The sequence below is a fragment of the Nocardia sp. NPDC051463 genome (assembly GCF_040681975.1).
In the GTDB taxonomy this organism is placed as follows: domain Bacteria; phylum Actinomycetota; class Actinomycetes; order Mycobacteriales; family Mycobacteriaceae; genus Nocardia.
Window position 1 is genome coordinate 19,019 of sequence record NZ_JBFBAB010000022.1, and the last position, 25,114, is coordinate 44,132.

A 25,114-nucleotide genomic window follows, 5' to 3' on the forward strand; every position below is an offset into this window, starting at 1 on the left:
CAGGTGGGCCTTTCGCTGCGTCTGGTTCCGACCAGAAGGTTTGTGCTTCTGCATTAGATGCATTGACATCTAATGCGTGTGCATCTAAATTTACCGACGTGACTATGACAGCTACCGCCCCAGAGGCGCTCGACACCGCATCAACCGATCACATCTCAGGTCGTTGGGGGCCCAAGCTGTGGGCCGTGCTGTTCGTAGCGGGCCTGGCGATGTTCCTCGACGCGCTCGACGTTTCGATGGTCGGCGTCGCGCTCCCGTCCATCGGATCGGAACTCGGGCTGAACACCGAGAGTCTGCAGTGGATCGTCAACGGCTACATCCTCGGCTACGGCGGTCTGCTGCTGCTGGGCGGCAGGGCCGCCGATCTGCTCGGCCGCCGCCAGGTCTTCCTGGCCGCGCTGGTGGTCTTCGGCGCCGCCTCGCTGGCAGGCGGACTCGTCGATGACGGCGCGCTGCTCATCGCCAGTCGCATCGTCAAGGGTGTCGCCGCCGCGTTCACCGCACCGGCTGCCCTGTCGATCATCACCACCACATTCAAAGAAGGCCATGATCGCAACCGTGCGTTGTCGATCTTCACGGTCTTCGGCGCCACCGGATACGCCTCCGGGCTGATTGTTTCGGGTCTGCTCACCGGCATCGACTGGCGGTTGACGTTCTACGTGCCGGTCGTCGTCGTCGCCGCGGTCGTCGTCACCGCATACATCGTGGTGCCGCGCAACATCGAAAAGGAGAACGGCCGCATCGACTTTGCGGGCGCCGCACTGCTGACCGGTGGCATGCTCGCCGCTGTCTACACGATCGTCACGGCGCCGGAAAAGGGCCTCACCGCAAGTGTGATCGCCACCGCCGTTGTCGCGCTCGCGTTGCTCAGTGCGTTCTTCGTGGTGGAGAACAAGGTCGCGCATCCGCTGGTCCGGCTGAGCATCTTCAAGGTCAAGTCGATCGTGCGGGCCAATCTGGCCGCGCTGGCAATCTTCGGTTCCTACATCAGCTTCCAGACGATCGTGTCGCTGTACCTGCAGAACACCCTCGGCTGGGAGCCGCTGAAGATGGCGCTCGCGCTGGCTCCGGCCGGCATCATCGTGGCGATCCTGTCACCGGTCGCGGGCAAGCTCATCGACCGCTACGGCACGACTCCGATGATCATCGCCTCGATGGCCTCGTTCGTGCTCGGCTACCTCTGGTTCATCGCCTTCGGCGGCAGCGCGGACCCGACCTACGTCGTCGACTACCTGCCCGCGTTCCTGCTGCTCGGCCTCGGCTTCGCACTCGGCTTCTCCTCGGTCATGGTGCAGGCCACCGAGGGCATCGCCGACCATGAGCAGGGTCTGGCCTCGGGCCTGGTGCAGACCTCGGGTCAGATCGGCGGAGCCGTCGTACTCGCCATCGTCACCGGTCTGATCAGCGGTGGCGCCGCAACCGGCATTGCCCAGTACCGGCCCGGCCTGTACCTGGTCACCGTGGTCGCGCTGGTCGGACTCGTCGCCTCGGCCACCGCGCTGCTGGCCCGCCGTCAGGTGGTCGCCGAAGCCGCGTAAGGGGAAAGAAAGTCACCCGATGGGGTCGCCGTATCGGTGGCCCCATTCGGCATTTCTGGACACCGCGTGCGCTGGGCCACAGGCGATCGGAACCCGGTGTGGGGCAAGGATTTCGGGGCGCGATACTCTATCGGGATCGCCCGAGGCCGTCGAGGGGGCTTGGTGGCCGGCGATTTCGGTGTTAACTTTGATCCCATGTCTACTGGCCGCTCGACCGCACTGCGGGTCACTTACGTGACCGCCGCACTGGGTTTGCGGCTGCCGCTGACGCGGGAACTGTGTCGTTCCTGTCGCTGCAGCTGAGCGATTCTTCGCACTCGCGCGCTGCCTCGTCGCCACACATGTAGGCACGTCCCGTAGTTACGGGACTTCGGCAAGGAATCTTCATATGTCCCTCACTCTCGAGCGACCCCTCTCCCGGGTGGCGAACGGTCGTGTTCGTATTCAGCGCCCCGTTGTCGCGCCGGAACTCCGCATCGCCGACAATCCGGCGGCAGCCGTGCTGCGCGCCGCGACCGGTGGCCCGGTTTCCCGTGACAATGCCGCGCGCACAACGGGTTTGAGCATCGCGACGGTCAACCGTCAGGTGTCCGCGCTGCTCACCGCGGGCCTGCTGCGCGAACGCCCCGATCTGACCGCCTCGGGTGCGGTGGGGCGTCCGCGGGTGCCTTTCGAGATCGACCACGAGGCGTACCTGACCCTCGGCATTCACATCGGCGCCGCGGCTACCAAGATCGTCGCGGCCGATCTGCGCGGGCGCATCCTCGGTGGACTCGCCATCGCCACCCCGCAGACCGGTCAGGACTTCGCGACCACGACCGTCGCCCGCAGCGCCAAGGCTTTCCTGCAGCGCTGGCATCGGCGTAAGGCGCTGTGGGCCGGTGTCGCGATCGGCGGTCGGGTCAACCCGCTCTCCGGCGTGGTCGACCATCCCAAGCTGGAATGGAAGGGCGCACAGATCGGCTCGGTACTCGGCGAGGTGCTCGAGCTGCCGGTGTCGGTCGCGCCGCACGTGGAGGCCATGGCGGCTTCCGAGCTGCTGCTTCCGACTCCCGATCAGCGTGACGCACGCGGCGTCGGATCCGAACGCGGCAGCAGCCTATACTTCTACGTCCGCGAAACCGCCGGTGTCGCAGTCACATTGGACGGCCGCGTGCACACGCCGAGCAACGGGCCCGGTTCGATCGCGCATCTGCCGACCGGCTCCGATGTCGTGTGCCCCTGCGGCAGGCGCGGCTGCCTCGAGGTGACGGTCGGTGATCGCTCGCTGCACGCGAGGGCAGTCGGGCGCGGGATCATTCCGGCCTACAACGGCACTGCGGGCTCGACCATCGCCGATCTGTACCGGGCAGCCGAAGCGGGCTGCGAGCCGGCCAAGGATCTGCTCGCGGAGCGGGCGACCACGCTCGGCCAGACCGTGGCGCTGGTCCGGGACATGCTCAATCCGGACCGGGTGATCCTGGGCGGTCAGGCCTTCACCGGCTACCGTCCGGCGGTCACCCACGTGGCGCGCGCCTTCCAGCAGTCCTCGACCCTGCCGCCCACCGACATCCGAATCAGTGGATTCGGTGGCAAGGTCCAGGAATTCGCGGCTGTGGTCACCTCCCTCAGTGCGCTCTACGCGGACCCGCTGTCTGCGATGCGCCGAGCCGCGGCTGTGGACTGATCGCTGAGACGACCGATCGCTGAGAGCTGACGGCCGGGCAACAAGCCCGGCCGTCAGTGTGTTCCACCGGCTTGCCCAGCCCTACCTGTTGCCGCCCGATGTGGCGAAGAGTCCTTCGAGTGCGGTGATGAAGTAGGGGAAGTGGCCCGCGAAGCGCTGGAGGTTGTGGTCGCGTTCGAAGCTGCCGAACCAATAGAGGCCGGGTTGGGAATCGGCGGCGGGGTTCAGGTCGCGGAAAGCACGGATCCAGTTGTCGGCGCGGCCGCTGATCACGGTGAAGGGAAGTGCTCTGGAGAACACGAGTTCCTGATCGGCGGGCGGAATCTGTTCGCGCACAGTCGCATCGAGGCCGCGCTGCAGTGCGCGGACCTGTCCGGCGAGTGTGCGGCCGGATGCGGTCCGGATAGGCAGATTGCTGGGCAGCAGCAAGGTAGCGATGCCTGCGAGCAGGATGGCGACGCCGACGAGGGCGTGGCCGGAGGTGGCGGCGAGCGCGACGGTCGTTGCGATGCCCGCGACGATCAGGCCACTGCCGAGCCAGGTCGTCGGACCGAGACCGGACCGTGCGATGAACGTGCCGCGGGCGACCGCGTCAGCGCGCAGAGCAGTGCGGACCGGTTCGGCCTGCACGCGGCCGGGCGCCCGAAGTTCGGTGAGGGTGACCGATTCCGTGCCCTCGGGCAGCAGGGTCTGGAAGACCGCCTTCTCGTAGTCGCGCAGTTGGTCGTCGGGAGCGTTGACGCGGTTGATCCGCCAGTCGGAGTCGCCGACCGGAGTGATCCACAGATAGCGTCGTACCGCGAGATCTACCACGGTGGCAGCGATATCGGCGGGATCGGCGTGCTCATCGAGCACCAGTCCCGCTTCGCCCGGCAGGATGCCGTCGGGGGAGGTGAACTGCACTCGACCGCCCTCCCGCAGCAGCGGATCGATGGTGTTCGATCCGGTTCCGGCAGCAGCGTTTTCGCGCCGCGCCCGCAGTACGAAGGCGGCAAGTCCGGCCAGCGCGAGCAGCAGCACACCGAAGGCGACGAGAACCGGTGTGGTGACGGCGAACGGACCGGGTTCGCCGCCGCCGCGGACGTCGGCGTTGGACGGGACCGTGCCGGGCGGCAGCTGCAATGTCAGGTCGATGGTGTCGCCCTTGTGCAGGTCTGTTTGCTCCCAGAAGAGCACCCCGTCCGCCTCGATGTGGAGGTCGGAGCACTGCCTGAGGTTCCCGGGTGGACCGAGTTTGCAGTCTACGATGCCCATTTCGTAGGACGGGCTGATCAATGATGCGCTGATCGAGGCGACATCGGCATTGACCATGCCGAGCCATCGGAAGACCTGCGTGCCCGGCGCATCACTGACGGTGTTGTGGATCGCGTAGGTGAAGGTGGACTCGCCTGGTTTCGCGTCGATGGTGAATTGATCGTTCGCGACCGTCGCGGTGCCCTCGCCCTCGGTGCCGACATCGGTGACCTTGAAGACGCGTTCGACATCGGCGCCGACCTTGAGCCGCAGCGGCAACGACATTTTGAACTCGCCGTCGGCGGGCACCACCACCTTCTCGACGACCTCGAGCACGCCCTGCGCGCTGAGCTTCAGATCGGCGGTGATGTGCACGCCGTCGGGCGCGGGCTGAGCGTGGGCAAACGGAGCGGCCGCGATCATTCCCGCGGTCGCGAGAATCAGCGCCGCGGAGCTACCAGCGGCGCCCCCCCGAAAAGTCAGCATGGCTGCCTACTCTAGACAAGTTGCTATTCTGCGTCAGCGGCTGTCGGCGATCATGAGACGAGGGGGTACGGGGGAGTGACACAACCACCGTACGGTTATGGACCGGTTCCGCCCGGTGGGCGTCCGGTTCCGCCGCCGCCCGGCTATGGCCCGCCTCCGGGATATGGCCCGCCGCCCGGCCATCGACCGCCTCCGGGATATGGCCCGCCGCCCGCATACGGGCCGCCCCCTGGCTATCCGCCACCCGGATTCCGCCCGCGCATGCCGCCGCCGATGCCCTACGGCCCACCCGGCCATCCGCCCGGCCCGCCCCGCAAACGTGGTGGTGGTCTGACCGCGCTACTGCTGGTCATCGTGTTCCTGGTGGCGGGTTCCCTGGTGCGCTATGCGATTTCGACAGGTAGGCACAGTGCCGACTCGTCGGGACCCGCGCCCAGCTTCACCTTTACCCCGGATCCCGGTGGCGCGGCAGGCCGCGCGGAGACCGGGACCAACCCGCTGCTGACCGATCCGAGCTCGACCCTGGTGCCCGCGCGCTGCAACTACTCACCGTGGGGCACCCAGGTGGACGCGGCGCGAAAGTTCTTCGAGTCGGCCGCGGGCTGCCTCGAGGCGGCGTGGAAACCTGTACTGGCGAAGTCGAATCTGCCGTTCCAGCCGCCCGCGCTCAACGTGAGCGCGACGACTTCGGGCATCACCACACCGTGCACCGGAACCACGAGTAATTTCGCGGCCTTCTACTGCCCGGCGAACAAGACCATCTACATGCCGATCAGCCAGCTGCAGACCGAGCTGTTCAAAGACAACTGGGTGGTCTACCTCTCGGTATTCGCGCACGAGTACGGCCACCATATCCAGGCCATGTCGGGAATCCTGCGCAAAGCCAACAGCGAGCGGGTCGACGCGGGTGCGCGCAGCGAGAAGGGTTTGGAGCTCTCGCGTCGAGTCGAGTTGCAGGCCAACTGTTTCGACGGCATGTACATGGCGTCCTCGTCCGGCGGCGGCTCGCTGACCGGTAGCCAGATCAGCCTCGCCAAGCGGGATGCGCACGGTCGCGGCGATCAGCGCGGGGACATGCGTGACCACGGCACCGCGGACAACGGCGGCGCTTGGTTCGAGATCGGTGTGGATAAGAACCGTGCGGCACAGTGCAATACGTTCACCGCTGCGGCGAGTACGGTGAGCTGACAACGGCATACGGCGACACGTGCAGGTCGCCCGTGGACCGGTGTTGTCACAACACCGGTCCGGTGCGGCAGCCAGATGCCTACCTTCGGGGGTCAGCGTTCCCGATCTTCGGCGGCGTGCGGGTGGCTGAAGTGTCCCTCACCGAATCGGCGCGGCGCATGTCCGTGCACGCCTTCGGCATACGCGGTCTCGGCGTGCAGTGCGAAGTCGATGCCCGCGGTCTCGTCTTCCTTGGTCACCCGGAAGCCGATGACACGGTCGATGCCCTTGCCGAGCGCGAAGGTCACCCCGAACGCGTATGCCGCGACCACGAGCACACCGACGACCTGCTTGCCGAGCTGGGCCGCACCGCCGCCGTAGAGCAGCCCCTCGACGCCGCCGGTCATCACCTGGTTGGCGAGCAGGCCGATCAGCAGCGTGCCGACCACACCACCGACGAAGTGCACGCCGACCACGTCGAGCGAATCGTCATAGCCCGCCTTGAACTTCCAGCCGACCGCGAACGAACACACCACACCGGCCGTGAGCCCGACGATCAGTGCGCCGAGGGTGTTCACCGAACCGCACGACGGGGTGATGGCGACCAAACCCGCCACCACACCGGAGGCCGCACCGAAGGTGGTCGGCCGCCCGTCCCTGATCTGCTCCACCGCGAGCCAGCCGAGCATGCCCAGGCAGCCCGCGACCAGTGTGTTCAGGAAGACCGCTGCCGCGACACCATTGGCGGACAGCGCCGATCCGGCATTGAAGCCGAACCAGCCGAACCACAGCAGACCCGCGCCGAGCAGCACGAAGGGCAGGTTGTGCGGACGCATCTGATCAATCCTGAAACCGATGCGCGGGCCGAGCACGATCGCCAGCGCGAGCGCGGACGCGCCGGAGGCGATCTCCACCACAAGCCCGCCTGCGTAGTCGAGCGCACCGAAGGAGGCCAGCCAGCCGTCCGGGCCCCACACCCAGTGCGCGATCGGCACGTACACCGCCAGCGCCCACAGCGGCACGAACGCCATCCAGCCGGAGAACTTCGCGCGGTCCGCGATCGCACCGCTGACCAGTGCCGCGGTCAGGATGGCGAAGGTCAGCTGAAAGGTGGCGAACAGTAGCTCGGGAACCGAACCGTGCACGGTGTTCGGGTCGATGCCTGCCATGCCGAAGTGGCCGAGGTCGCCGATCAGGCCGCCGCCCGCGTCCTCGCTGAAGGCCAGGCTGTAGCCGGCGAGCAACCAGACCACGGTCACCAGTGGGATAACGATGAAGTTCATCATCAGCATGTTGAGTACGCCGGTCGAGCGCACCATCCCGCCGTAGAAAATGGCCAGCGCCGGTGTCATCAGCAGGACGAGTGCAGTGCTGATGAGCAGCCAGGCGGTAGCTGCGGGATCGATGGTTGAAGACACGGGTAACTCCTTTCACGCAGGAATGCGTTGCAAGGAAATTACCGAATGGTCACGGGCCGGCCGCGCACGACCAGGTGTTTTAGCCGCGCACGGCTAATGGATCAGCGTTTCTGCTTGCGGGCGAGTGCCCGGGTACCACGGCGACCCGGCACCGGGAGGTCCTCGCGCACCGCCATCCATTCGGCGGTGGTGAGCCACAGCTGCTGGGTGCGCGCGTCGGCGGTGTCGTGGAAGATCCGGCGGCCGCGGTCGTCACGCAGATCGTGGGCGAGGACCGACCAGCGCGGCGGGCGGCCGTGCTCGGCCAGGTGCTCGTCGAGGAAGCCGGCAACCAGGGTGCCGATGGTGTTGACCGGGCGCAGCGACACTCGGTTGCCGTACTTGGCGGAGTGGAAACGTCGTGCGGCGCACAGTGATCCGGGCTCGGCATTGGAGGCGATCCAGCCGGCGCGCTGCGCGCGCTCGATCAGCCAGAGGTGTTTCACCGCGCTGGGTGCGATATCGCCGATTCGTTCCCTGATCAGGGCCATCACCGGCTCGGACTGCAGTACGTCGCGCCGGATGGGGCCGGTGCCGTGTTCGGTCCAGTGGTCGTGGGCCAGCTGGGCGAGGACGCGGCCGAAATCGTCGATGCTGCGCTGGGCGCGGCGGCCGAGACGTTCGATGCGCTCGGCTTCGCGTCGCATCTCGTTCTGCGCGGTGAGGGTCCGGATGGCGGCCATGGTCGGCACCTGGCCCCGCTCGAGTAGTTCCAGAATCGCTGCGGCGGTCGCCGGGTCGGCGGCCGCGGCTACCGGCAGTGAGTCGCGCTTGATCGCGAAATCCTGTGGGCTGATCGCCCGGCTCAGCAGGTCGACGGCCGTGTGGTCGTCGGCGAAGTCGGTGCTCGAAAGCCAGGCGGCGGCGATGTCGTCACAAGACGGCACGGGGAAACGGCCCTCCGGTGGAAGCGTCGGTGTTCGGCGAACTGCCAGTCGGACTTCAGGTTGTGCCCCGGTCGGGATGAGGGACCGGCCGGGGCCACCAACCTGATGAAGGTTTGGCTACCGAAGTTGCCGATAACCACGGTAGCCAGCCGATAGCGTCGATGTCACTCCAGTTGATGGTTTCGTTATCTCCACAAATAGGCGGAAAACCAGGGCGTGAGTTCAACTAATGCCCGACAAGAGGGGTGGTCAATCGACAAGATGACTGATTCCACCCCCGCTCGGCGGGCGATTGCTCTCTCGTTGCCGCCCTGGTCGCTGATCATCCCGCCGGAAATAATCTTCGCGCCTCTTGTGATCTATGTCACGTTTTGGGGTGTGGGTCGGCAGCTGTCGCGCCGCGCCGGGTGCCCGCGCCTGCGGGAATGTTCTTTGTCGGTGCGCGCCGGTAACCTCTGGCCGTGGCTCTGTACCGGAAGTACCGACCGGCAACATTCGCTGAGGTGGTGGGCCAGGAGCACGTCACCGACCCGCTGAGTACCGCCCTCGACACCGGCCGGATCAGTCATGCCTACCTATTCTCCGGCCCGCGTGGCTGTGGCAAGACCTCCTCGGCCCGCATTCTCGCGCGCTCGCTGAACTGTGTGCAGGGCCCGACCTCGACGCCGTGTGGTGTGTGCCCCTCGTGTGTAGCGCTCGGCCCCGGCGGGCCGGGAAACCTCGACGTGATCGAGCTGGACGCCGCGAGCCACGGCGGTGTCGACGACACTCGTGAACTGCGTGACCGCGCCTTCTACGCACCTGCCGAGTCCCGGTACCGGGTATTCATCGTCGACGAGGCGCACATGGTCACCACCGCGGGCTTCAACGCGCTGTTGAAGATCGTCGAGGAGCCGCCCGCGCACCTGATCTTCATCTTCGCCACTACCGAGCCGGACAAGGTGCTGCCGACCATCCGTTCCCGGACTCATCACTACCCGTTCCGGCTGCTGCCGCCCGCGACTATGCGTGGACTGCTCGGAAAGATCTGTGAGCAAGAGAACGTCGCGGTCGACGAGGCGGTGTATCCGCTGGTGATCCGCGCGGGCGGCGGCTCGCCGCGAGACAGCCTGAGCGTGCTCGACCAGCTGCTCGCGGGCGCGGGCCCCGAAGGTGTCACCTATCCCAGGGCGGTCTCGCTGCTCGGTGTCACCGATGTCGCGCTGATCGATGACGCCATCGATGCCCTGGCGATCGGGGACGGTGCGGCGCTGTTCGGCACTGTCGACCGGGTCATGGAGGCCGGCCACGATCCCCGCCGTTTCGCCGTCGACCTGCTGGAGCGCCTGCGCGATCTGATCCTGCTGCGCGCGGTCCCCGACGCCGCCGATCGCGGCCTCGTCTCCGGACCCGGCGATGTGCTCGAGCGCATGCGTGACCAGGCGCAGCGTCTCGGCCCCGCCACCTTGGCTCGCCATGCTGAACTGTTGCACGAAGGTCTCGGCGAGATGCGTGGTGCAACCGCGCCCCGGCTGTTGCTCGAAATCGTCTGTGCCCGAATGCTGTTGCCCTCGGTATCGGATGCCGAATCGGCGACCCTGCAGCGCATCGAGCAGCTCGAGCGCGGTATCGCCGGTGGTGTGGTCCCGCGGACGACAGGTGTAGGCATCGCCGCGCCGAGTCCCGCGCCCGCCTCGGCGCCGGTCGCGCCACATGGTTCGGCCGCTGAGCCACCGCGTCGACGTGGGGCGGAATTGCTCGCGGCGGCACGACGGGAGACTCGGGCCGCGAGCGAAGGCTCCGGCATCGCCGAACCGAATGCTGCCTCGGGCCCGAACGTGCTCCCGCAAACCCCCGCTGCCATGCAGTCGGCTCCGGCGGCTCGGGACGCGTCGGTCCCCGGCTCACCTTCTGATACCGACCCCCCTTCCGGCGCTGGGCGCATCCGCGGTGCTGGGCAGACCTCGGACCCTGGACAGGCGCTGGGCGCTGAGCAGGTTGCGGGCGCTGAGCAGGTTGCGGGCGCTGAGCAGGTTGCGGGCGCTGAGCGCGTCGCGGATGGCGATTCGGCTTCGATCGCCGAGGCGGCTCCTGTTGCCACGGCTGCTCCGGTCGCCGAGCAGGCCCCGGCAGTTGAGCCGCCGCCCGATGTGCAGACCTCGGTCGCCGGGCAAACTTCGGCAGCTGAGACCGCGCCGGCAGGCAGCCCGACCTCGTCGGCACCATCTGGCTCCGATGGTGAACCGATTTCGGGTGCGGGGCAGCCGCGTGGCGCCTCGGGCGCGGATTCTGCGAAATCCATTGCAGTGCAACAGATCTCGGTTGCAGCCGCAGCGGGCGGGGCGGAAGTCGATTCGGAATCCGCGGCGCAGACGCAGACGCAGGCTCCGGCCGACGCTGCGGTCGCGCCGGAGGCAGATCTGTTGCGCGCGGTGGAGGCGGCCTGGGCGGATATTCGCGCGAAGGTGCGAGAGTTCGGGCCCACTGTGCAGGCATTGCTGTCCGGGGCATCGGTGTCGCGGCTGGAGGGGAACGTGATCGTGTTCGCCCATCAGCACGCGCCGTTGGCGCAGCGCCTGTCCGATCCGCGGAATCTCGAGGCGGTCCGATCCGCGGTGCGGGCCGTGCTCGGTCGTGATCACGAGGTGCGGTGGGAGGCCGGCGCGCCCGCGCCGCGACCGGCGGCCAACGCGGCCGCGGCAGGCCGCGCGCGGGGTGCGGGCACCCGCGACGCCGGGAGTACGTCGGCACGTGAACCGGGCGCCGCGATGGGTCGAGGTTCGGATGCCGCCGCGCCACCGCGATTCTCGCGGCCGAGCCAGGCCCGTGGCGTGGCCGCGGATGCCGCGGGCAGCGGGGGTGGGCCGCGGCCGAGCGATGGTCCCGGTGCGCGGTCGCGTGCGGCCGAGGACGACATTCCGCCGCCGGACTTCCCTGACCTGCCCGACGACCCGGGGCCGGTGGACTACGCGCCGGTGGATGGGGTGCCGCCGGCCGCGACTCCGGAGGAAGAGCGGGAGATGTTGGCCGAGTCGGCGAAGCCGGTGGCCCCCGGCGAGCGGCGCGACCCCGACGAGATCGCTCTCGAATTGCTCAAGAGTGAGCTCGGTGCCACACGGCTGGATGGTTGACAAGCCCAGCCTCGACGACGTTAAGTTAACCGGAGTTCGCACGCCACGGTAGTATGAACGGGTGGCCGTGAGCTCCGGTATGGCGAAGTTCTATGGTATGCCCAGGCGTCTGGGCGACCGGAATATTCGTCCGCCGCTGCTTGCCGAGTTTTATACAGCGTCAGGACGGTCGGTCGAAGGATCGGTCGACGAGGTTACCCGCGGCCGCGCCGGCTAGGCGGCGCCACCGCAGAGAGCGCTTGGACGGACGGAAGTTCGGCCTTCGCACCCCAAGGAAGGAAACACTCCGATATGACCACAGAGGCCTACATCTACGAGGCCATCCGCACTCCACGTGGCCGCGGCAAGAAGACGGGTTCGCTGCACTCGGTGAAGCCGATCGACCTGACTGTTGGTCTGATCCAGGAGCTGCGCAACCGCTTCCCCAACCTCGAAGAGGACCGGATCTCGGACCTCATCCTCGGTGTTGTCAGCCCGGTCGGTGACCAGGGCATGGACATCGCGCGCACCGCCGTGACCGTGGCAGGTCTGCCCGACACCGTCGGCGGCTTCCAACTCAACCGCTTCTGCGCCTCCGGCCTCGAGGCCGTGAACCTGGCCGCACAGAAGGTCCGCTCCGGCTTCGACGACCTGGTCATCGCCGGTGGCGTCGAGTCCATGTCCCGCGTGGCCATGGGCTCCGACGGTGGCGCCTGGGCCCTGGACCCGGCCACCAACTACGACACCTACTTCGTCCCACAGGGTGTTTCCGCCGACCTGATCGCCACCATCGAGGGCTTCAGCCGCGATGATGTCGACGCCTACGCGGTGCGCTCGCAGGAGCTGGCCGCCGCGGCCACCACCGGCGGGTACTTCGCCAAGTCGATTGTCCCGGTCAAGGACCAGAACGGCATCATCGTGCTGGACAAGGACGAGCACATGCGTCCCGGCACCACCGCTGAGGACCTGGCCAAGCTGAACCCGTCCTTCGCCGTCGTCGGCGAGATGGGTGGCTTCGACGCCGTCGCGCTGCAGAAGTTCCACTTCGTGGAGAAGATCAACCACGTGCACCACGGCGGCAACAGCTCGGGCATCGTCGACGGCGCCGCGTTGGTGCTCGTCGGTACCGAAGAGGCGGGCAAGGCGTCGGGCCTGACCCCGCGTGCGCGCGTCGTCGCCACCGCCACCAGCGGCGCCGACTCCACCATCATGCTGACCGGTCCCACCCCGGCCGCCAAGAAGGCGCTGGCCAAGGCCGGCCTGACCATCGACGACATGGACCTGGTCGAGATCAACGAGGCGTTCGCCTCCGTGGTGCTGAAGTTCCAGAAGGACCTGAACGTTCCGGATGAGAAGCTGAACGTCAACGGCGGCGCCATCGCGATGGGCCACCCGCTCGGCGCCACCGGCGCGATGATCACCGGCACCATGGTCGACGAGCTCGAGCGCCGCAACGGCCGCTACGCGCTGATCACCCTGTGCATCGGTGGCGGCATGGGCGTCGCCACCATCATCGAGCGCGTCTAAACCCCAACCGAGACTTCAGATTCCACAGCGGCGTTCGCGTCAGGCCCGCGGACGCCGCTAATCCACAAGGAGACACAGAGCTGTGAGCGAGACCAACATGATCGGTTGGGAGCAGGATTCGGACGGCATCGTCGTATTGACGATGGACGACCCGAACCAGGGCGCCAACACGATGAACGAGCTGTACAAGAACTCGATGACCGCGACCGTCGAGCGCCTCGAAGCCGAGAAGGACACCATCACCGGTGTGGTGCTGACCTCGGCGAAGAAGACCTTCTTCGCGGGCGGCGACCTGAAGAACATGATGAAGGTCGGCCCGGAAGACGGCCAGGCCCTCATGGACGAGCTCGCCAACATCAAGGGCGCGCTGCGTCGCCTGGAGACTCTCGGCAAGCCGGTCGTCTCCGCCATCAACGGCGCCGCGCTCGGCGGTGGCCTGGAGATCACCCTCGCGACCCACTACCGCATCGCGGCCGACGTGCCCGGCGTGCAGCTCGGCCTCCCCGAGGTCAGCCTCGGCCTGCTGCCCGCCGGTGGCGGTGTCATCCGTACCGTGCGCATGCTCGGCCTCCAGGGCGCGCTGATGCAGGTGCTGCTGCAGGGCAACAAGTACCGCCCGGCCAAGGCCAAGGAAATCGGCCTGATCAACGAGGTTGTCGGCTCGATCGAAGAGCTGGTGCCCGCCGCGAAGGCGTGGATCAAGGCCAACCCCGAGGGTGGCGTGCAGCCCTGGGACAAGAAGGGCTTCAAGATCCCCGGTGGCACTCCGTCCACCCCGGCATTCGCGGCGAACCTCCCCGCGTTCCCCGCCAACCTGCGCAAGCAGCTCAAGGGCACCAATATGCCTGCGCCGCGGGCGATCCTGTCCGCCGCGGTCGAGGGCGCGCAGGTCGACATCGACAACGCCTCGCTCATCGAGTCGCGCTACTTCGTGCACCTGCTGACCGGCCCGGTCGCGAAGAACATGATTCAGGCGTTCTTCTTCGACCTGCAGTCGATCAACAACGGTGGCTCGCGACCGAAGGATGTCCCGAAGAAGGAGATCCGCAAGATCGGCGTGCTCGGCGCGGGCATGATGGGCGCGGGCATCGCCTACGTCTCCGCCAAGGCGGGCTACGAGGTCGTGCTGAAGGACGTCACCATCGAGGCGGCCGAGCGCGGCAAGAACTACTCCGAGAAGATCGAGGCCAAGGCCCTCTCGCGTGGCAAGACCACCGAGGAGAAGTCCAAGGCGCTGCTGGACCGGATCACGCCGTCCGCGGATGCCGCCGACTTCGCCGGTGTCGACTTCGTCATCGAGGCCGTCTTCGAGAACACCGAGCTCAAGCACAAGGTGTTCCAGGAGATCGAGGACATCGTCGACGCGGACGCGTTGCTGGGCTCGAACACCTCCACCCTGCCGATCACCGGTCTCGCGACCGGCGTGAAGCGCCAAGAGGACTTCATCGGCATCCACTTCTTCTCGCCGGTCGACAAGATGCCGCTGGTGGAGATCATCAAGGGAGAGAAGACCTCCGACGAGGCGCTGGCTCGGGTGTTCGACTACACCCTCGCCATCAAGAAGACCCCGATCGTCGTCAACGACAGCCGTGGCTTCTTCACCTCGCGCGTCATCGGCACCTTCGTCAACGAGGCGATCGCCATGCTGACCGAGGGCATCGAGCCCGCGACCATCGAGCAGGCGGGTCTGCAGGCGGGCTACCCGGCCGCGCCGTTGCAGCTGTCGGATGAGCTGAATCTCAAGCTCATGCAGAAGATCGCCAAGGAGACCCTCGAGGCCGCCTCGCAGGGCGACGCCACCCTGGGCAAGAAGCGTCACCCGGCCCAGGACGTCATCGACTACCTGGTCGAGCAGGGTCGTCCGGGCCGCCTGGAGAAGGCGGGCTTCTACGACTACGACGAAGACGGCAAGCGAATCGGCATCTTCCAGGGCCTGCGCGATCACTTCAAGACGACCGCCGATTTCACGGTGCCGTTGCAGGATCTGATCGACCGCATGCTCTTCATCGAGGCGATCGAGACCCAGAAGTGCTTCGACGAAGGTGTGCTGATCACCACCGCCGACGCCAACATCGGCTCGATCTTCGGCATCGGTTTCCCGGCCTGGACCGGTGGCGTGCACCAGTTCATCGTCGGCTACCCGGGTGGCCAGGAAGCCTTCGTTGCCCGCGCCGACTACCTCGCCAAGACCTACGGCGAGCGCTTCGAGGTCCCGGCCTCGCTGCGTAAGTAGGCTGCGGCCGCCGCTTTCCGTTCGACGGACGACGAAGCCCGCCACCGCTTTTCGCGGTGGCGGGCTTTCGCCGCTCTGGACTGGCTTGCCTACCTTCACGCCTGCGATAGAGCAGTCGTGACCGAGTGCAGTGCAGCGAGCTACAACGCGACCCGAAAGCGGTCGCGGGTCGGCCGATCAGGGCGACGCTCGCGCCGCTGTTGCTGATCCGGGGGTACTGCCTGGATACGATCGAGCGCGTCGGTTGGGTCGTGCCGGCGATGTCGGATCAGCCAAACAGATCGAACACGGGTCTGGGTAGGCGCAGGTAGTGATTTCGGGTGCTGTTGACCTGCCCCGCCGATCGCACCGATACCGTGGCCGTTGTGACCGGAGGTAGACAAACCCTGTTCGTGGCGACACTTGCGGTCGTGTGTGTCACTGCACCTGTCGTGAATGCCGCACCCCCGCAAGGTGTATCCGAGCCGGTTGTGCTCGATGGTGCCGCCGTGCGGCTGCTCGATGGTGCCGCCGTGCGGCTGCTCGGTGCGCAGGTCGTGCCGCACAACCTGGACTTCGATGGCACCACCGTCGGTGGTCTGTCCGGTATCGACTTCCAGCCTCGGACCGGCGAATACGTCCTGATCAGTGACGATCGTTCGGAGCGGAATCCGGCGCGGTTCTATACCGCGCGTTTCGGTGTGGACGAGAGTGGCGTCGGCGCCGTGACCTTCACCGGGACGCGTCCGCTGCGCACCCCGGAGGGCACTGTATACGCGCCGAAATCGTTGGACCCCGAGGAAATTCGGGTCGATCCGTGGACCGGCGACTACTTCTGGAGCCAGGAAGGTGAGCGGACCGAGACGGTCCGCGCCGACCCTTCGGTGCAGATTGCGCGATCCGACGGCAGCTTCGCGGGCCTGCTGCCGATTCCGAACAACGAGCGAATGCAGCCCGCGGCGGGATCGCGCCAGAATTTTGCTCTGGAAGGTGCGACCTTCGCGGCAGGCGGCGCGCTTTTCGTGACGTCGGTGGAAGGGCCACTGCTGCAGGACGGTCCGGTCGCGACCACCGCGTCCGGCGCGTTGTCGCGGATCACGGTGCAGGCGCGCTTCGGCCCGCTGCTCGCTCAGTACGCCTACCCGCAGGAGCCGGTGTTCGCCGAGTCGCGACCGGACCCCGGGCTCGGTATCAACGGCGTCGCTTCGATACTGGCCGCCGACCCGCTCGATCCGACCAAATTTCTGGTGTTGGAACGGTCTTTCGTGTTCGGAGTCGGCAATAAGATCAGGATCTACGAGGCCGACGTCAGCGTCGCGACCAATATTCTCGAGGCACCACTGGGCAACGCGCGTCCGGTCGCCAAGCGCCTGCTCGTCGACCTCGCCGACGTCGGTCTGTCGGACATCGACAACCTGGAAGGCATGACATGGGGTCCGCGCCTGCCTTCAGGTGAACGGACCTTGGTCCTGGTCAGCGACAACAACTTTGCCGATCAGCAGCGCACCCAGCTCATCGCCTTGGCCGTTCGTTGAACGTGCTTGCCCGTCGAACGCCGAGCCCGCTATAGCGGGCTTGTCATGGAGTGCGCAGTTCCTCCGCGGCCTCACGGTAGGCGTCGGCGGCGCGGGTGAAGTAGTCGAACAGGACTTCGCGCTGCTCGGGTGAATACTCTCCGATGATCTCGCCGATCCGGCGGCGGGCCGGGGCGAGGATCTCGTCGAGATCCGCAGGCTTGTCGACCAATTCGACGATGACTTTGCGACGGTCGCCCGGCACCGGGATGCGGCGCACGTAGCCGGCTTCCTCCAGCCGGTCGATCAGTCGGGTGGTCGGTCCGGTGGTCAGGCCGCTGCGGGCGCCGAGTTCGCCGGGGCTCATCGGACCGGTGAGCTCGAGGATATTGAGCGCGTACAGGTCGGTCGCACCCAGGTCCACGGCTCGGGCGCCTGCCTGTCCATGCAGCATGACCGCGCTCAGGTAGCGGCGGTAGACCTCGCTCGCGTCCTGGCGCATCGATGGTGTTGACACGGATACTCCCCTCTTCTAATATCTTCTTCAACGAAGAAACTTCTTAAACGAAGAAAGATCTTCTAAGAAGAAATCTACCATGGAGGGCCATCATGAGCAGCGACGACACCACCTTCGGCACGGCGGATCGTAGCGCGCAGCGCCTCGAAATCCAGGGCGTGATCGCGGAATTGATCGACGCCTGGGGTCGCGGCGACGCCGATGCCTACGGCGAGGTCTTCACCGAAGACGCGACCTACACGAGCTTCCTCGGCACCTACTACCGTGGTCGCGGCGACATCGTCGCCTCGCACCGCGCCTTGTTCGCCGGGGTGCTGAAGGGCACCCGGCTCGCCGACGACGTGCTGGACATCCGCTTCTACGGACCCGATACGGCGGTCGTCACCAGTCGGGGCGACACCTACAAGGGCAAGCCGAAGCGGGCCGGCCGGTTGTCCAAGACACAGACCTACACGCTGATCCGCCAGGACGGCCGCTGGTCGATCGCCGCCTTCCAGAACACCAAGCGCAAGAAGCTGCTCGAGCGCATCACCTACCTGTCGACTCCGGCGGCCCGCCCTGCCGACGAACGCTGAGCCTCGTTTCCGCCCAACACTTCTCACCCGCAGGAGCCGTTATGAACACCGAAACCGCTACTACCGACATCCTGGCAACCGAGCCGCGCCCGCGCCGCCGCATGCTCTCCCGCGTGCTCGCCGCCTCCGTCATCACCCTCGGCGTCGCCGCGGGCGGCGGCTACCTCTGGCTGGACCAGACCTCCGATGTGCACAACCTCGGCACCACCGTATGCACCACCGCCACGCCGTCCGGGGCTGCCGCTTCCCCGCAGTCGCTACAGGAGATCTGCGACCTGCTCGACGAACTCACCGGCGCCTGGGGCCGCGGCGACGCCGACGCCTACGGTGCGGTGTTCACCGAAGATGCCACCTACACCAGCTACGTGGGCACCTACTACCAGGGCCGCTCCGATATCGCCGGGGGACACCGTGCCCTGTTCGACGGATTCGTCAAAGGCACGAAGCTGGCCGACTCGATCCTCGGCATCCGTTTCTACGGACCCGATACCGCCGTGGTGACCAGTCGTGGCGACACCTACAAGGGCGACCCGAAAAGCCCCGAAGACTTGTCCAAGACCCAGACCTACACCATGGTTCGCCAGGATGGTCGCTGGCTGATCGCCGCTTTCCATAACACTCAGCGCAAGAACGTTATGGAACGAATCTCGTTTCTGTACGACCCGGATACCAAGCCCGCCGCCGAGCGGTGAGACAACCGGTTCGCGGTCGAAACCACGCTGTCAGGAAAGCCGTCCACTCGGTGTCATTCCGCGCTACGTTGGAGTATGCGCAGACATATCGGGCATCGCGAGAAATCTTCGCGGTGTCCGATGTCCGCGTGCGGAATGATCGCCGGTGACGCCGATTCGATGTGAACTCGAGGTGGTCACGTGAATCCACAGACGCGTTCGGGCAAGGTGAGCCCCGATTCGAATCCGGCCGAATCGGACACGCAGCGACAGCCGTCCATCGGGATTGCCGACGAGTTGGAGGCGATGGGCCTGTCCGGCGCTGTCGAGATCGGCCGGGGCGGCTTCGGGGTGGTCTATCGATGCATTCAGCAGGCACTCGACCGGGTGGTCGCGGTGAAGGTGCTGTCGTCGGAAATCGATGAGGAGAGTCGGGAACGGTTCCTGCGGGAGGAACAGGCCATGGGGCGGTTGTCCGGCCATCCGAACATTGTCGACATCCTGCAGGTCGATGTCACCCCGACCGGACTGCCATTCATCGTGATGCCCTATTGCACGCGCGGTTCGCTCGAGCAGCTGATCCGCAATCGTGGGCCGCTCACCTGGGCGGATTCACTGCGGGCCGGAGTGAAGCTGGCCGGTGCGATCGAGAGTGCGCACCGCGCCGACATCCTGCACCGGGACGTGAAGCCGGCGAACGTGCTGCTCAGCGGCTATGGCGAACCGCAGCTGACCGATTTCGGTATCGCCAGGATTCCAGGCGGATTCCAGACCTCGAGCAGTTTGATCACCGGTTCGCCCGCATTCACTGCCCCGGAGGTGCTGAAGGGCCAGGACCCGACCGTCCGCTCGGATGTGTACGGGCTCGGCGCGACACTGTTCGCCTTGCTTACCGGGCACGCCGCCTATGAAAGGCAGGCGGGGGAGAAGGTCGTCGCGCAGTTCCTGCGGATCACCACCCAGCCGGTGCCCGACCTGCGCGAGCAGGACATCCCCGCCGACGTGGCCGCCGCGATCGAGCAGGCCATGTCCACCGACCCGCGCGAGCGGCCGGACACGGCCTACGACCTCGGCGAAATGCTGCGTACCGCGCAACGCGAGCACGATCAGGTGCCCGACGAGATGGCGCTGCTGGATACCACCGCCGCGCCCGAATCGGCCGACGGCAACGGCGCCCGATCGAGGGCCTCTCGACCCGCGGTAACCGCGCGCCGGAGCTGGCCGTTGACGCTGCGGCCTGCGGTGTCGCAATACCCGACCACGAACGGTCCGAACTCGACCACGCTGCCGCCGACGGCGGCGACGAAGTTTCGCCCGCCGACTCCGGCCAGAGACCCGGTCCCGCGTCCTCGGCTGCTGGACACGCTGCGGGCGGGCGGACGGCGCAGGCTCGCAGTGATCCATGCACCGGCCGGGTTCGGCAAAAGCACGGTGGCCGCACAGTGGCGGGCCGAACTGACCGAGCGCGGGGTGGCGGTCGCCTGGATCGGCATCGATCGTGGCGACGACAACGAGATCTGGTTTCTCGCCCACCTCATCGAGGCCATCCGCCGGGTCCGCCCCGATATCGGGGAGGGGCTCGACCAAGTGCTGGAGGAGCGGCCCGCCGACGCCGTCGCGTTCGTCATCGCCACGCTGATCGACGAGATCCACGCGGCGGGCTCCACCATTGTGGTGGTCGTCGACGACTGGCACCGGGTTTCCGACGCGGGCGCGCACCGGGCAATGGAGGCGCTGCTGGACAACGGATGCCACCACCTGCGCTTCGTGGTGACCAGCCGGGAACAGTCAGGTCTACCGACAAGCAGGCTGCGGGTATACGACGAGCTGGTCGAAATCGGGTCGTCGGCGTTGCGCCTGACCGCGGCCGAGACCGGACAGATTCTGGTGGAGCGCAACGGTTTCGCGCTCACCGACACACAGGTGGAAGAGATTCACGCCGCTACCGACGGCTGGCCCGCCGCCATTCAACTGGTGAGTCTCTCTTTGCGTGGCAACGCCGATCCGGCCCGATTGATCGCCAATCTTTCCGAGGGCAATCACGGCATCCGTGAATATCTGGCGGAAAATGTCCTCGATACCCTCGAGCCCGAGATGCTCGACTTCTTGATGTCGATCTCGGTGACCGAGCGGGTGTGCGGTTCGCTCGCCGCGGCGCTGTCGGAGGATCCTGAGGCCGAACACCTGCTGGAGCAGGCGGAGCAGCGCGAGCTGTTCCTCCAGCGTATCGCCCACGATCCGGAGTGGTTCCGGATGCAGCCGCTGTTCGCCGAGCATCTGCGCGCCCGGCTGGAGCGTGCCGACCCCGGCCGGCTCAAGGCGTTGCACCGAAAGGCATCGCGCTGGTACGCCGAGCATCAGCTGCTGCGCAAGTCGGTCGATCACGCGCTGGCGGCCACCGATCTGAAGATGGCGCTCGACCTGCTCGAGGGCGGCGGCATGGATCTGATCGATGGGTCCAGGCTCGCGACTCTGCTCGGCACCGTCGCGAAACTTCCCATGCAGCAGGTTTCCTCGCGATCCAAGCTGTTGATGGCGGTCGCGCGCGCCAACGTCAATCTGCAGCAGTCCAGTGCGGCGCGCAGCGCGCTCGGTCGGCTGTCGAATGTGCTGGCCCGGGGATCGTCCACCGACGTCGATGTCATCCGGCAACGGTGTGAGGCCTCGGTGCTCGCCGCTGCGGATTCGATCGCGAGAGACCACACCGAGGGTGTGCTCGATCGGGTGGCCGACTGCTTGCAGCGGCCGGATGAGCTGTCGGCGTGGACGGTGTCGACCGCGGCGAACCTGACGTCGTTCGCGCGGTTGTGCGACTTCGATTTCGATGGTGCCCGCGAGATCCAGGAGTGGGCCGCGGAGTATCACGCACGATCGAAGGACCCGCTCGGCGCGGTCTTCGGGCTCTGCGGACAGGGCGCCGCGGCATACGAGCAACTCGATATCGCCACTGCCACAGAATGTTTCCAGCGGGCTTTCGAGACCGCAAGCGTTCGCTCTGGTCCGCGCTCACACGCGGTGCGGGTGGCCGCCGCACTGCTCGGGGAATTGAGTTACCGTCGTGGCGATCTGGCGATGGCCGATCGGCTGCTCGACGAAAGTCACCAGCTGGTCGCCCGGGTCGGGACGGTCGACTTCCTGATCTCGACCTTCGTCATCGGTGCCAGGGTCAAGGCCGTGCTCGGTGATATGCACACCGCCACGGTCCGGCTCGACGAGGGCGATCGGATTGCCGCCGACAACAGGCTGAGTCGGCTGGCCGCGCATATTCGTGCCGAGCGGCTGCGGCTCGGACTGCTCACCGACACCGCGGCCAGGCGCACGCTCGATTCGCCGGGCTACGAGTCCGATACCTCTGGCACCATCCACCATGCCCACCGCATGACGGGGTCAGCCGCGCTCGCCGCGGAGGCGCAGGAGATCGCCGACATCCGGGCACTGCTCGCCCAACGCCACTTGCGTTCGGACGACCGTGCGGTACGCAGAGCCCGCGCGCTGCACGCCAGGATGGTCGAACAGTGCCGTCCCCGTGCGGAATTGGATACCGCGCTTCTGCTCGCCGAGTGCCTTGCCGCCTCCGGTTGGGTCGGTGAGGCGACCGGACTGCTGCTGCCCGCGGCCGGCACATGTGCGGACCTCGGCTGGACTCGACCGCTACTGGACGCCGGTCCGGGCGTGGTTGCCATTATCAGGGTGTTACGCACCGAAATGCGTTCGGGCTCTGTGCAATCGGTAGACACGGCACTGCCCGCTCAGTTCCTGGATGAACTCCTGGACTGAGCGGGCAGGTGCGCGCGGCGCGGTGCTATCCCTGCCACCAGGGACGCAGCGGCAAGCCGGACTCGCCGTTCGGGCCCAGCTTGACGCCGAGGACCTGGTGTAGCTGAACCACGTTGCGCTGGAAGCCGAGTCGGCAACCCGCCATGTACAGGCCCCATACCTTCGCGGTACCCTCGCCGACTTCCTCGACGCACGCATCCCAGTTGGCGACCAGATTCTTACACCATTCGTGCAGGGTGAGGGCGTAATGCTCGCGGAGGTTCTCCTCGTGCATCACCTCGAGCCCGACGTTCTGGATTTCGGAAATGATGCGACCCGAACCGATCAGCTCACCGTCGGGGAACACGTAGCGGTCGATGAAGTCGCCCGCCTTGGTGCTGCGCAGGTTGTCGGGACGGGTGATGCAGTGGTTCAGGAACAGACCGCCGTCGCGCAGCTTGCCCTGGATGTACTCGAAGTAGAACGGGTAGTTGTGCACCCCGATGTGTTCGGTCAACCCGATCGAGGACACCGCGTCGAAGCCGGTCTCGGGAATGTCGCGGTAGTCGGAGTGGCGCACCTCGGCCAGCTCGGAAAGCCCCTCCTCGGCGATTTTCCGCTGCGCCCATTCGGCCTGCTCGGCCGAGAGCGTCGCACCGATGACCTTGACGCCGCGCCTGGCCGCGTAACGGACCATGCCGCCCCAGCCGCAGCCGATGTCGAGCAGCCGGTCGCCTGCCTTCAGGCGCAGCTTGTCGAACACCAGGCGGTACTTGTTCTCCTGCGCCTGCTCCAACGTCCATTGCTCGTCGTCGTAGACCGCGCAGGTGTAGGTCATCGACGGGCCGAGGACCTTCTCGTAGAAGGTGTTGGAGACGTCGTAGTGGTGGTGGATGGCCTCGGCGTCACGAGTCTTGGAGTGGCGCAGCCCCTCTAGCGCGATCCGGCGCCAGCGCGGCAGGGTCTCCTGCGGCGGTGGTGCGATCGGCCGCAGCCGCTCCCAACCGAGCGATCGGGCAATCGTCACCAAGGCCAATGCAGAGGGACGGCGGAACTTCAGCCCCTCCATCGCTTTGAGGATCTCGTAGGGATCGCCGGGGTGCACGCCGGTGGTGGTCATATCGCCGGAGATGTAGGCGCGGGCCATACCGAGATCGCCAGGCGCGGTCGCCAGGTAATTGATACCGCGCGGGGTCTTCACCTCGAGCGTGAACTCCGAGTCCTGCGGGCCGGTCGCACTACCGTCGTAGGCGGTGAACCGAATGGGAATTTCGCCATCGAGCAGCGTTTCGAAGACCTCGGCAATGCTGAGTTTGGTTCCCAGATCGGCGAAGACATCAGAACGGTCCTTGAATGTCGTCATTTGCGTTGCACCGCCTTCGAGTACAAGTCCAGCAGTCGCTGGTCCGGGTCGTAGCGCTTCTTGAGTTCGGTGTACGTCTCGCCGCCGTAGAGGGCCGCGAATTCATCCTTGCCGTAGTAGGAATCCGAGTACAGGGACTTATGACCGTCGAACTCGCTGACCGTCTGCTCGATGGCACGGTTGGCCGCGCCCTCGGGCTGACCTGCGACCGTCGCAACAGCCGACCAGAATCCGACGTTCACGTAGGTGCGGTTGGGCTCGAGCGGGTACAGCGGCCACGGTCGTCCGGCCCGCGCCTGCGCACCGGTGTCGCGCAGCCGCAGCGGGCACAGCCAGAGCGGCTCGATCGGGATCTCGCGCAGGAACCACTCGACGAAATCGGCGGTCCGCTCGACCGGGACCTCGATATCCTGCACGACGCGCTCGCGCGGCAGGTTGCCCTGGCGGGCCTCCAGCCGGTCGCCGATGTGGTAGCGATGGTCGAGCGCGATGAGCTTCCAGTAGAAGCTGCTGCGCCGGTAGCGCTTCGGCCAGAACCTGCGGTACTTCGGGTTCTGGGCGCCGAATGCCCGCGAGCACCAGAACCAGTCGGTATCCCAGCGCCACAGGTAGTCGTGGATGGTCAACCGGTCGTGTTCGGGGCGGGCGGAATCGTGCTGAATGGACCGGTAGTAGATGTCCATATCGGTGTAGTCGCTGACTGGGCCTGGCTCGTCGGTCTGTCGGCCGAGAGTCAGGTAGCTCTCCTCGGCGGTGAACACGACACCGTCGAGATAGTCGACGCGTTCGCCGTCGTAGGTCTTCGCGGTGACGATCTCGGCCAGCGTGGCTTCCAGCACCCGCAGGTCGTGGAAGCGGATGTGCCGCAGCGCGACGAAGGGCTGGACGGTCTCGAGCTCGATCTTCAGCCGAACGGTGTAACCGAGCGTGCCGTAGGAATTCGGGAAGCCGCGGAACAGATCGGCGTTGTCGCCGTTCGGTGTCGCGGTGATGATCTCACCCGCCCCGGTCAGCACGTCCATCTCCAACACCGACTCGTGCGGAAGGCCGTTGCGGAAGGAGGTCGACTCGATGCCGAGGCCGGTGACCGCGCCACCGAGGGTGATCGTTTTGAGTTGTGGAACCACCAGCGGCGCCAGCCCATAGGGCAGTGTCGCGGCAACCAGATCCTCGTAGGTGGTCATGCCCGCCACATCGGCGGTTTTGGCGGCGGCGTCCACCACGATGACCTTGGCCAGACCGGAAACATCGAGGCCGGGCGCGGGATTCTTGGCCCGGGCCCGGAACAGATTCGATGTCTTCTTCGCCAACCTGACGTTGGCGTCGTCGGGTATCGCGCGGTAACTCGCCAGTAGGCGGTCGACTCCCGCTCGATGCGCGGCGAACCCTGATTCGTGTGTGGCCGGCGCGTGTCCGGCCTTCCCCAACAGACTCACTGCCACCCCTCGACGCTAGT

16 protein-coding genes are annotated in these 25,114 nt (G+C 66.7%); 10 read left to right on the forward strand and 6 right to left on the reverse strand.

The features are described from left to right. The first annotated feature begins 104 nt into the window (after positions 1–104). Positions 105–1,538, forward strand: a complete 1,434-nt coding sequence (locus AB0M74_RS25010; protein ID WP_366528792.1) for an MFS transporter — start codon at positions 105–107, stop codon at positions 1,536–1,538. Positions 1,539–1,926: 388 nt separating this feature from the next. Continuing rightward, on the forward strand, positions 1,927–3,204 hold the full coding sequence (locus AB0M74_RS25015) for an ROK family protein (RefSeq protein WP_366528715.1): 1,278 nt from the start codon (positions 1,927–1,929) through the stop codon (positions 3,202–3,204). Between the two features lie 81 nt (positions 3,205–3,285). Here the strand turns inward: AB0M74_RS25015 and AB0M74_RS25020 are convergent, their stop codons facing one another. Further along, complete coding sequence (locus AB0M74_RS25020) at positions 3,286–4,923, reverse strand: DUF2207 domain-containing protein (RefSeq protein ID WP_366528716.1); 1,638 nt, start codon at positions 4,921–4,923, stop codon at positions 3,286–3,288. Between the two features lie 261 nt (positions 4,924–5,184). Between AB0M74_RS25020 and AB0M74_RS25025 the strand changes: the two genes are divergently transcribed. Beyond that, entirely contained in the window at positions 5,185–6,111 is a 927-nt protein-coding gene (locus AB0M74_RS25025) for a neutral zinc metallopeptidase (RefSeq protein WP_366528717.1), read from the forward strand. 92 nt (positions 6,112–6,203) lie between these two features. Here the strand turns inward: AB0M74_RS25025 and AB0M74_RS25030 are convergent, their stop codons facing one another. Both AB0M74_RS25030 and AB0M74_RS25035 read right to left on the reverse strand, forming a co-directional pair. Continuing rightward, on the reverse strand, positions 6,204–7,508 hold the full coding sequence (locus AB0M74_RS25030; protein WP_366528718.1) for an ammonium transporter: 1,305 nt from the start codon (positions 7,506–7,508) through the stop codon (positions 6,204–6,206). A gap of 101 nt (positions 7,509–7,609) precedes the next feature. After that, positions 7,610–8,434 carry a hypothetical protein gene (locus AB0M74_RS25035; RefSeq protein WP_366528719.1) on the reverse strand — a complete coding sequence of 275 codons (825 nt, stop codon included), beginning with the start codon at positions 8,432–8,434 and terminating at the stop codon, positions 7,610–7,612. A 461-nt stretch (positions 8,435–8,895) separates the two neighbouring features. Here AB0M74_RS25035 and AB0M74_RS25040 point away from each other — a divergent pair, with 461 nt between their 5' ends. The 4 genes from AB0M74_RS25040 (at position 8,896) to AB0M74_RS25055 (ending at position 16,797) form a co-directional block, all read left to right on the forward strand. Continuing rightward, positions 8,896–11,544, forward strand: coding sequence for a DNA polymerase III subunit gamma and tau (locus AB0M74_RS25040; RefSeq protein WP_366528720.1), 2,649 nt, complete (start codon positions 8,896–8,898; stop codon positions 11,542–11,544). Positions 11,545–11,835: 291 nt separating this feature from the next. Further along, entirely contained in the window at positions 11,836–13,050 is a 1,215-nt protein-coding gene (locus tag AB0M74_RS25045) for an acetyl-CoA C-acetyltransferase (protein ID WP_366528721.1), read from the forward strand. Between the two features lie 82 nt (positions 13,051–13,132). After that, positions 13,133–15,283: a 3-hydroxyacyl-CoA dehydrogenase NAD-binding domain-containing protein gene (locus AB0M74_RS25050; protein ID WP_366528722.1), complete on the forward strand. Its 2,151-nt coding sequence runs from the start codon at positions 13,133–13,135 to the stop codon at positions 15,281–15,283. Positions 15,284–15,648: 365 nt separating this feature from the next. Continuing rightward, the gene (locus tag AB0M74_RS25055; protein WP_366528723.1) at positions 15,649–16,797 is read left to right on the forward strand and encodes an esterase-like activity of phytase family protein; all 1,149 of its coding nucleotides are present in this window, start codon (positions 15,649–15,651) and stop codon (positions 16,795–16,797) included. A 43-nt stretch (positions 16,798–16,840) separates the two neighbouring features. Here the strand turns inward: AB0M74_RS25055 and AB0M74_RS25060 are convergent, their stop codons facing one another. Further along, positions 16,841–17,293, reverse strand: a complete 453-nt coding sequence (locus AB0M74_RS25060) for a MarR family transcriptional regulator (RefSeq protein WP_366528724.1) — start codon at positions 17,291–17,293, stop codon at positions 16,841–16,843. A 92-nt stretch (positions 17,294–17,385) separates the two neighbouring features. Between AB0M74_RS25060 and AB0M74_RS25065 the strand changes: the two genes are divergently transcribed. From AB0M74_RS25065 to AB0M74_RS25075, 3 genes are all read left to right on the forward strand, one after another. Further along, positions 17,386–17,868 carry an SgcJ/EcaC family oxidoreductase gene (locus tag AB0M74_RS25065; RefSeq protein WP_366528725.1) on the forward strand — a complete coding sequence of 161 codons (483 nt, stop codon included), beginning with the start codon at positions 17,386–17,388 and terminating at the stop codon, positions 17,866–17,868. A gap of 41 nt (positions 17,869–17,909) precedes the next feature. Beyond that, positions 17,910–18,560, forward strand: coding sequence for an SgcJ/EcaC family oxidoreductase (locus AB0M74_RS25070; RefSeq protein WP_366528726.1), 651 nt, complete (start codon positions 17,910–17,912; stop codon positions 18,558–18,560). Between the two features lie 180 nt (positions 18,561–18,740). Then, positions 18,741–22,316, forward strand: coding sequence for a protein kinase (locus tag AB0M74_RS25075; protein ID WP_366528727.1), 3,576 nt, complete (start codon positions 18,741–18,743; stop codon positions 22,314–22,316). A gap of 25 nt (positions 22,317–22,341) precedes the next feature. Here the strand turns inward: AB0M74_RS25075 and AB0M74_RS25080 are convergent, their stop codons facing one another. After that, positions 22,342–23,658 (reverse strand): class I SAM-dependent methyltransferase, encoded by a 1,317-nt coding sequence (locus AB0M74_RS25080; RefSeq protein ID WP_366528728.1) that lies wholly within the window; start codon positions 23,656–23,658, stop codon positions 22,342–22,344. Then, a complete protein-coding gene (locus AB0M74_RS25085) occupies positions 23,655–25,094 on the reverse strand; it encodes an FAD-binding oxidoreductase (protein ID WP_366528793.1) in 1,440 nt (479 codons plus the stop codon). The genes AB0M74_RS25080 and AB0M74_RS25085 overlap by 4 nt, the downstream gene beginning before the upstream one ends. Positions 25,095–25,114: the final 20 nt, after the last annotated feature.

Bases quoted from the DNA above. Each gene is read 5' to 3' on its own strand.
- AB0M74_RS25010 (WP_366528792.1), top strand. From the start codon at position 105: ATGACAGCTACCGCCCCAGAGGCGCTCGACACCGCATCAACCGATCAC.
- AB0M74_RS25015 (WP_366528715.1), top strand. From the start codon at position 1,927: ATGTCCCTCACTCTCGAGCGACCCCTCTCCCGGGTGGCGAACGGTCGT.
- AB0M74_RS25020 (WP_366528716.1), bottom strand. From the start codon at position 4,923: ATGCTGACTTTTCGGGGGGGCGCCGCTGGTAGCTCCGCGGCGCTGATT.
- AB0M74_RS25025 (WP_366528717.1), top strand. From the start codon at position 5,185: ATGCCGCCGCCGATGCCCTACGGCCCACCCGGCCATCCGCCCGGCCCG.
- AB0M74_RS25045 (WP_366528721.1), top strand. From the start codon at position 11,836: ATGACCACAGAGGCCTACATCTACGAGGCCATCCGCACTCCACGTGGC.
- AB0M74_RS25065 (WP_366528725.1), top strand. From the start codon at position 17,386: ATGAGCAGCGACGACACCACCTTCGGCACGGCGGATCGTAGCGCGCAG.
- AB0M74_RS25070 (WP_366528726.1), top strand. From the start codon at position 17,910: ATGAACACCGAAACCGCTACTACCGACATCCTGGCAACCGAGCCGCGC.
- AB0M74_RS25080 (WP_366528728.1), bottom strand. From the start codon at position 23,658: ATGACGACATTCAAGGACCGTTCTGATGTCTTCGCCGATCTGGGAACC.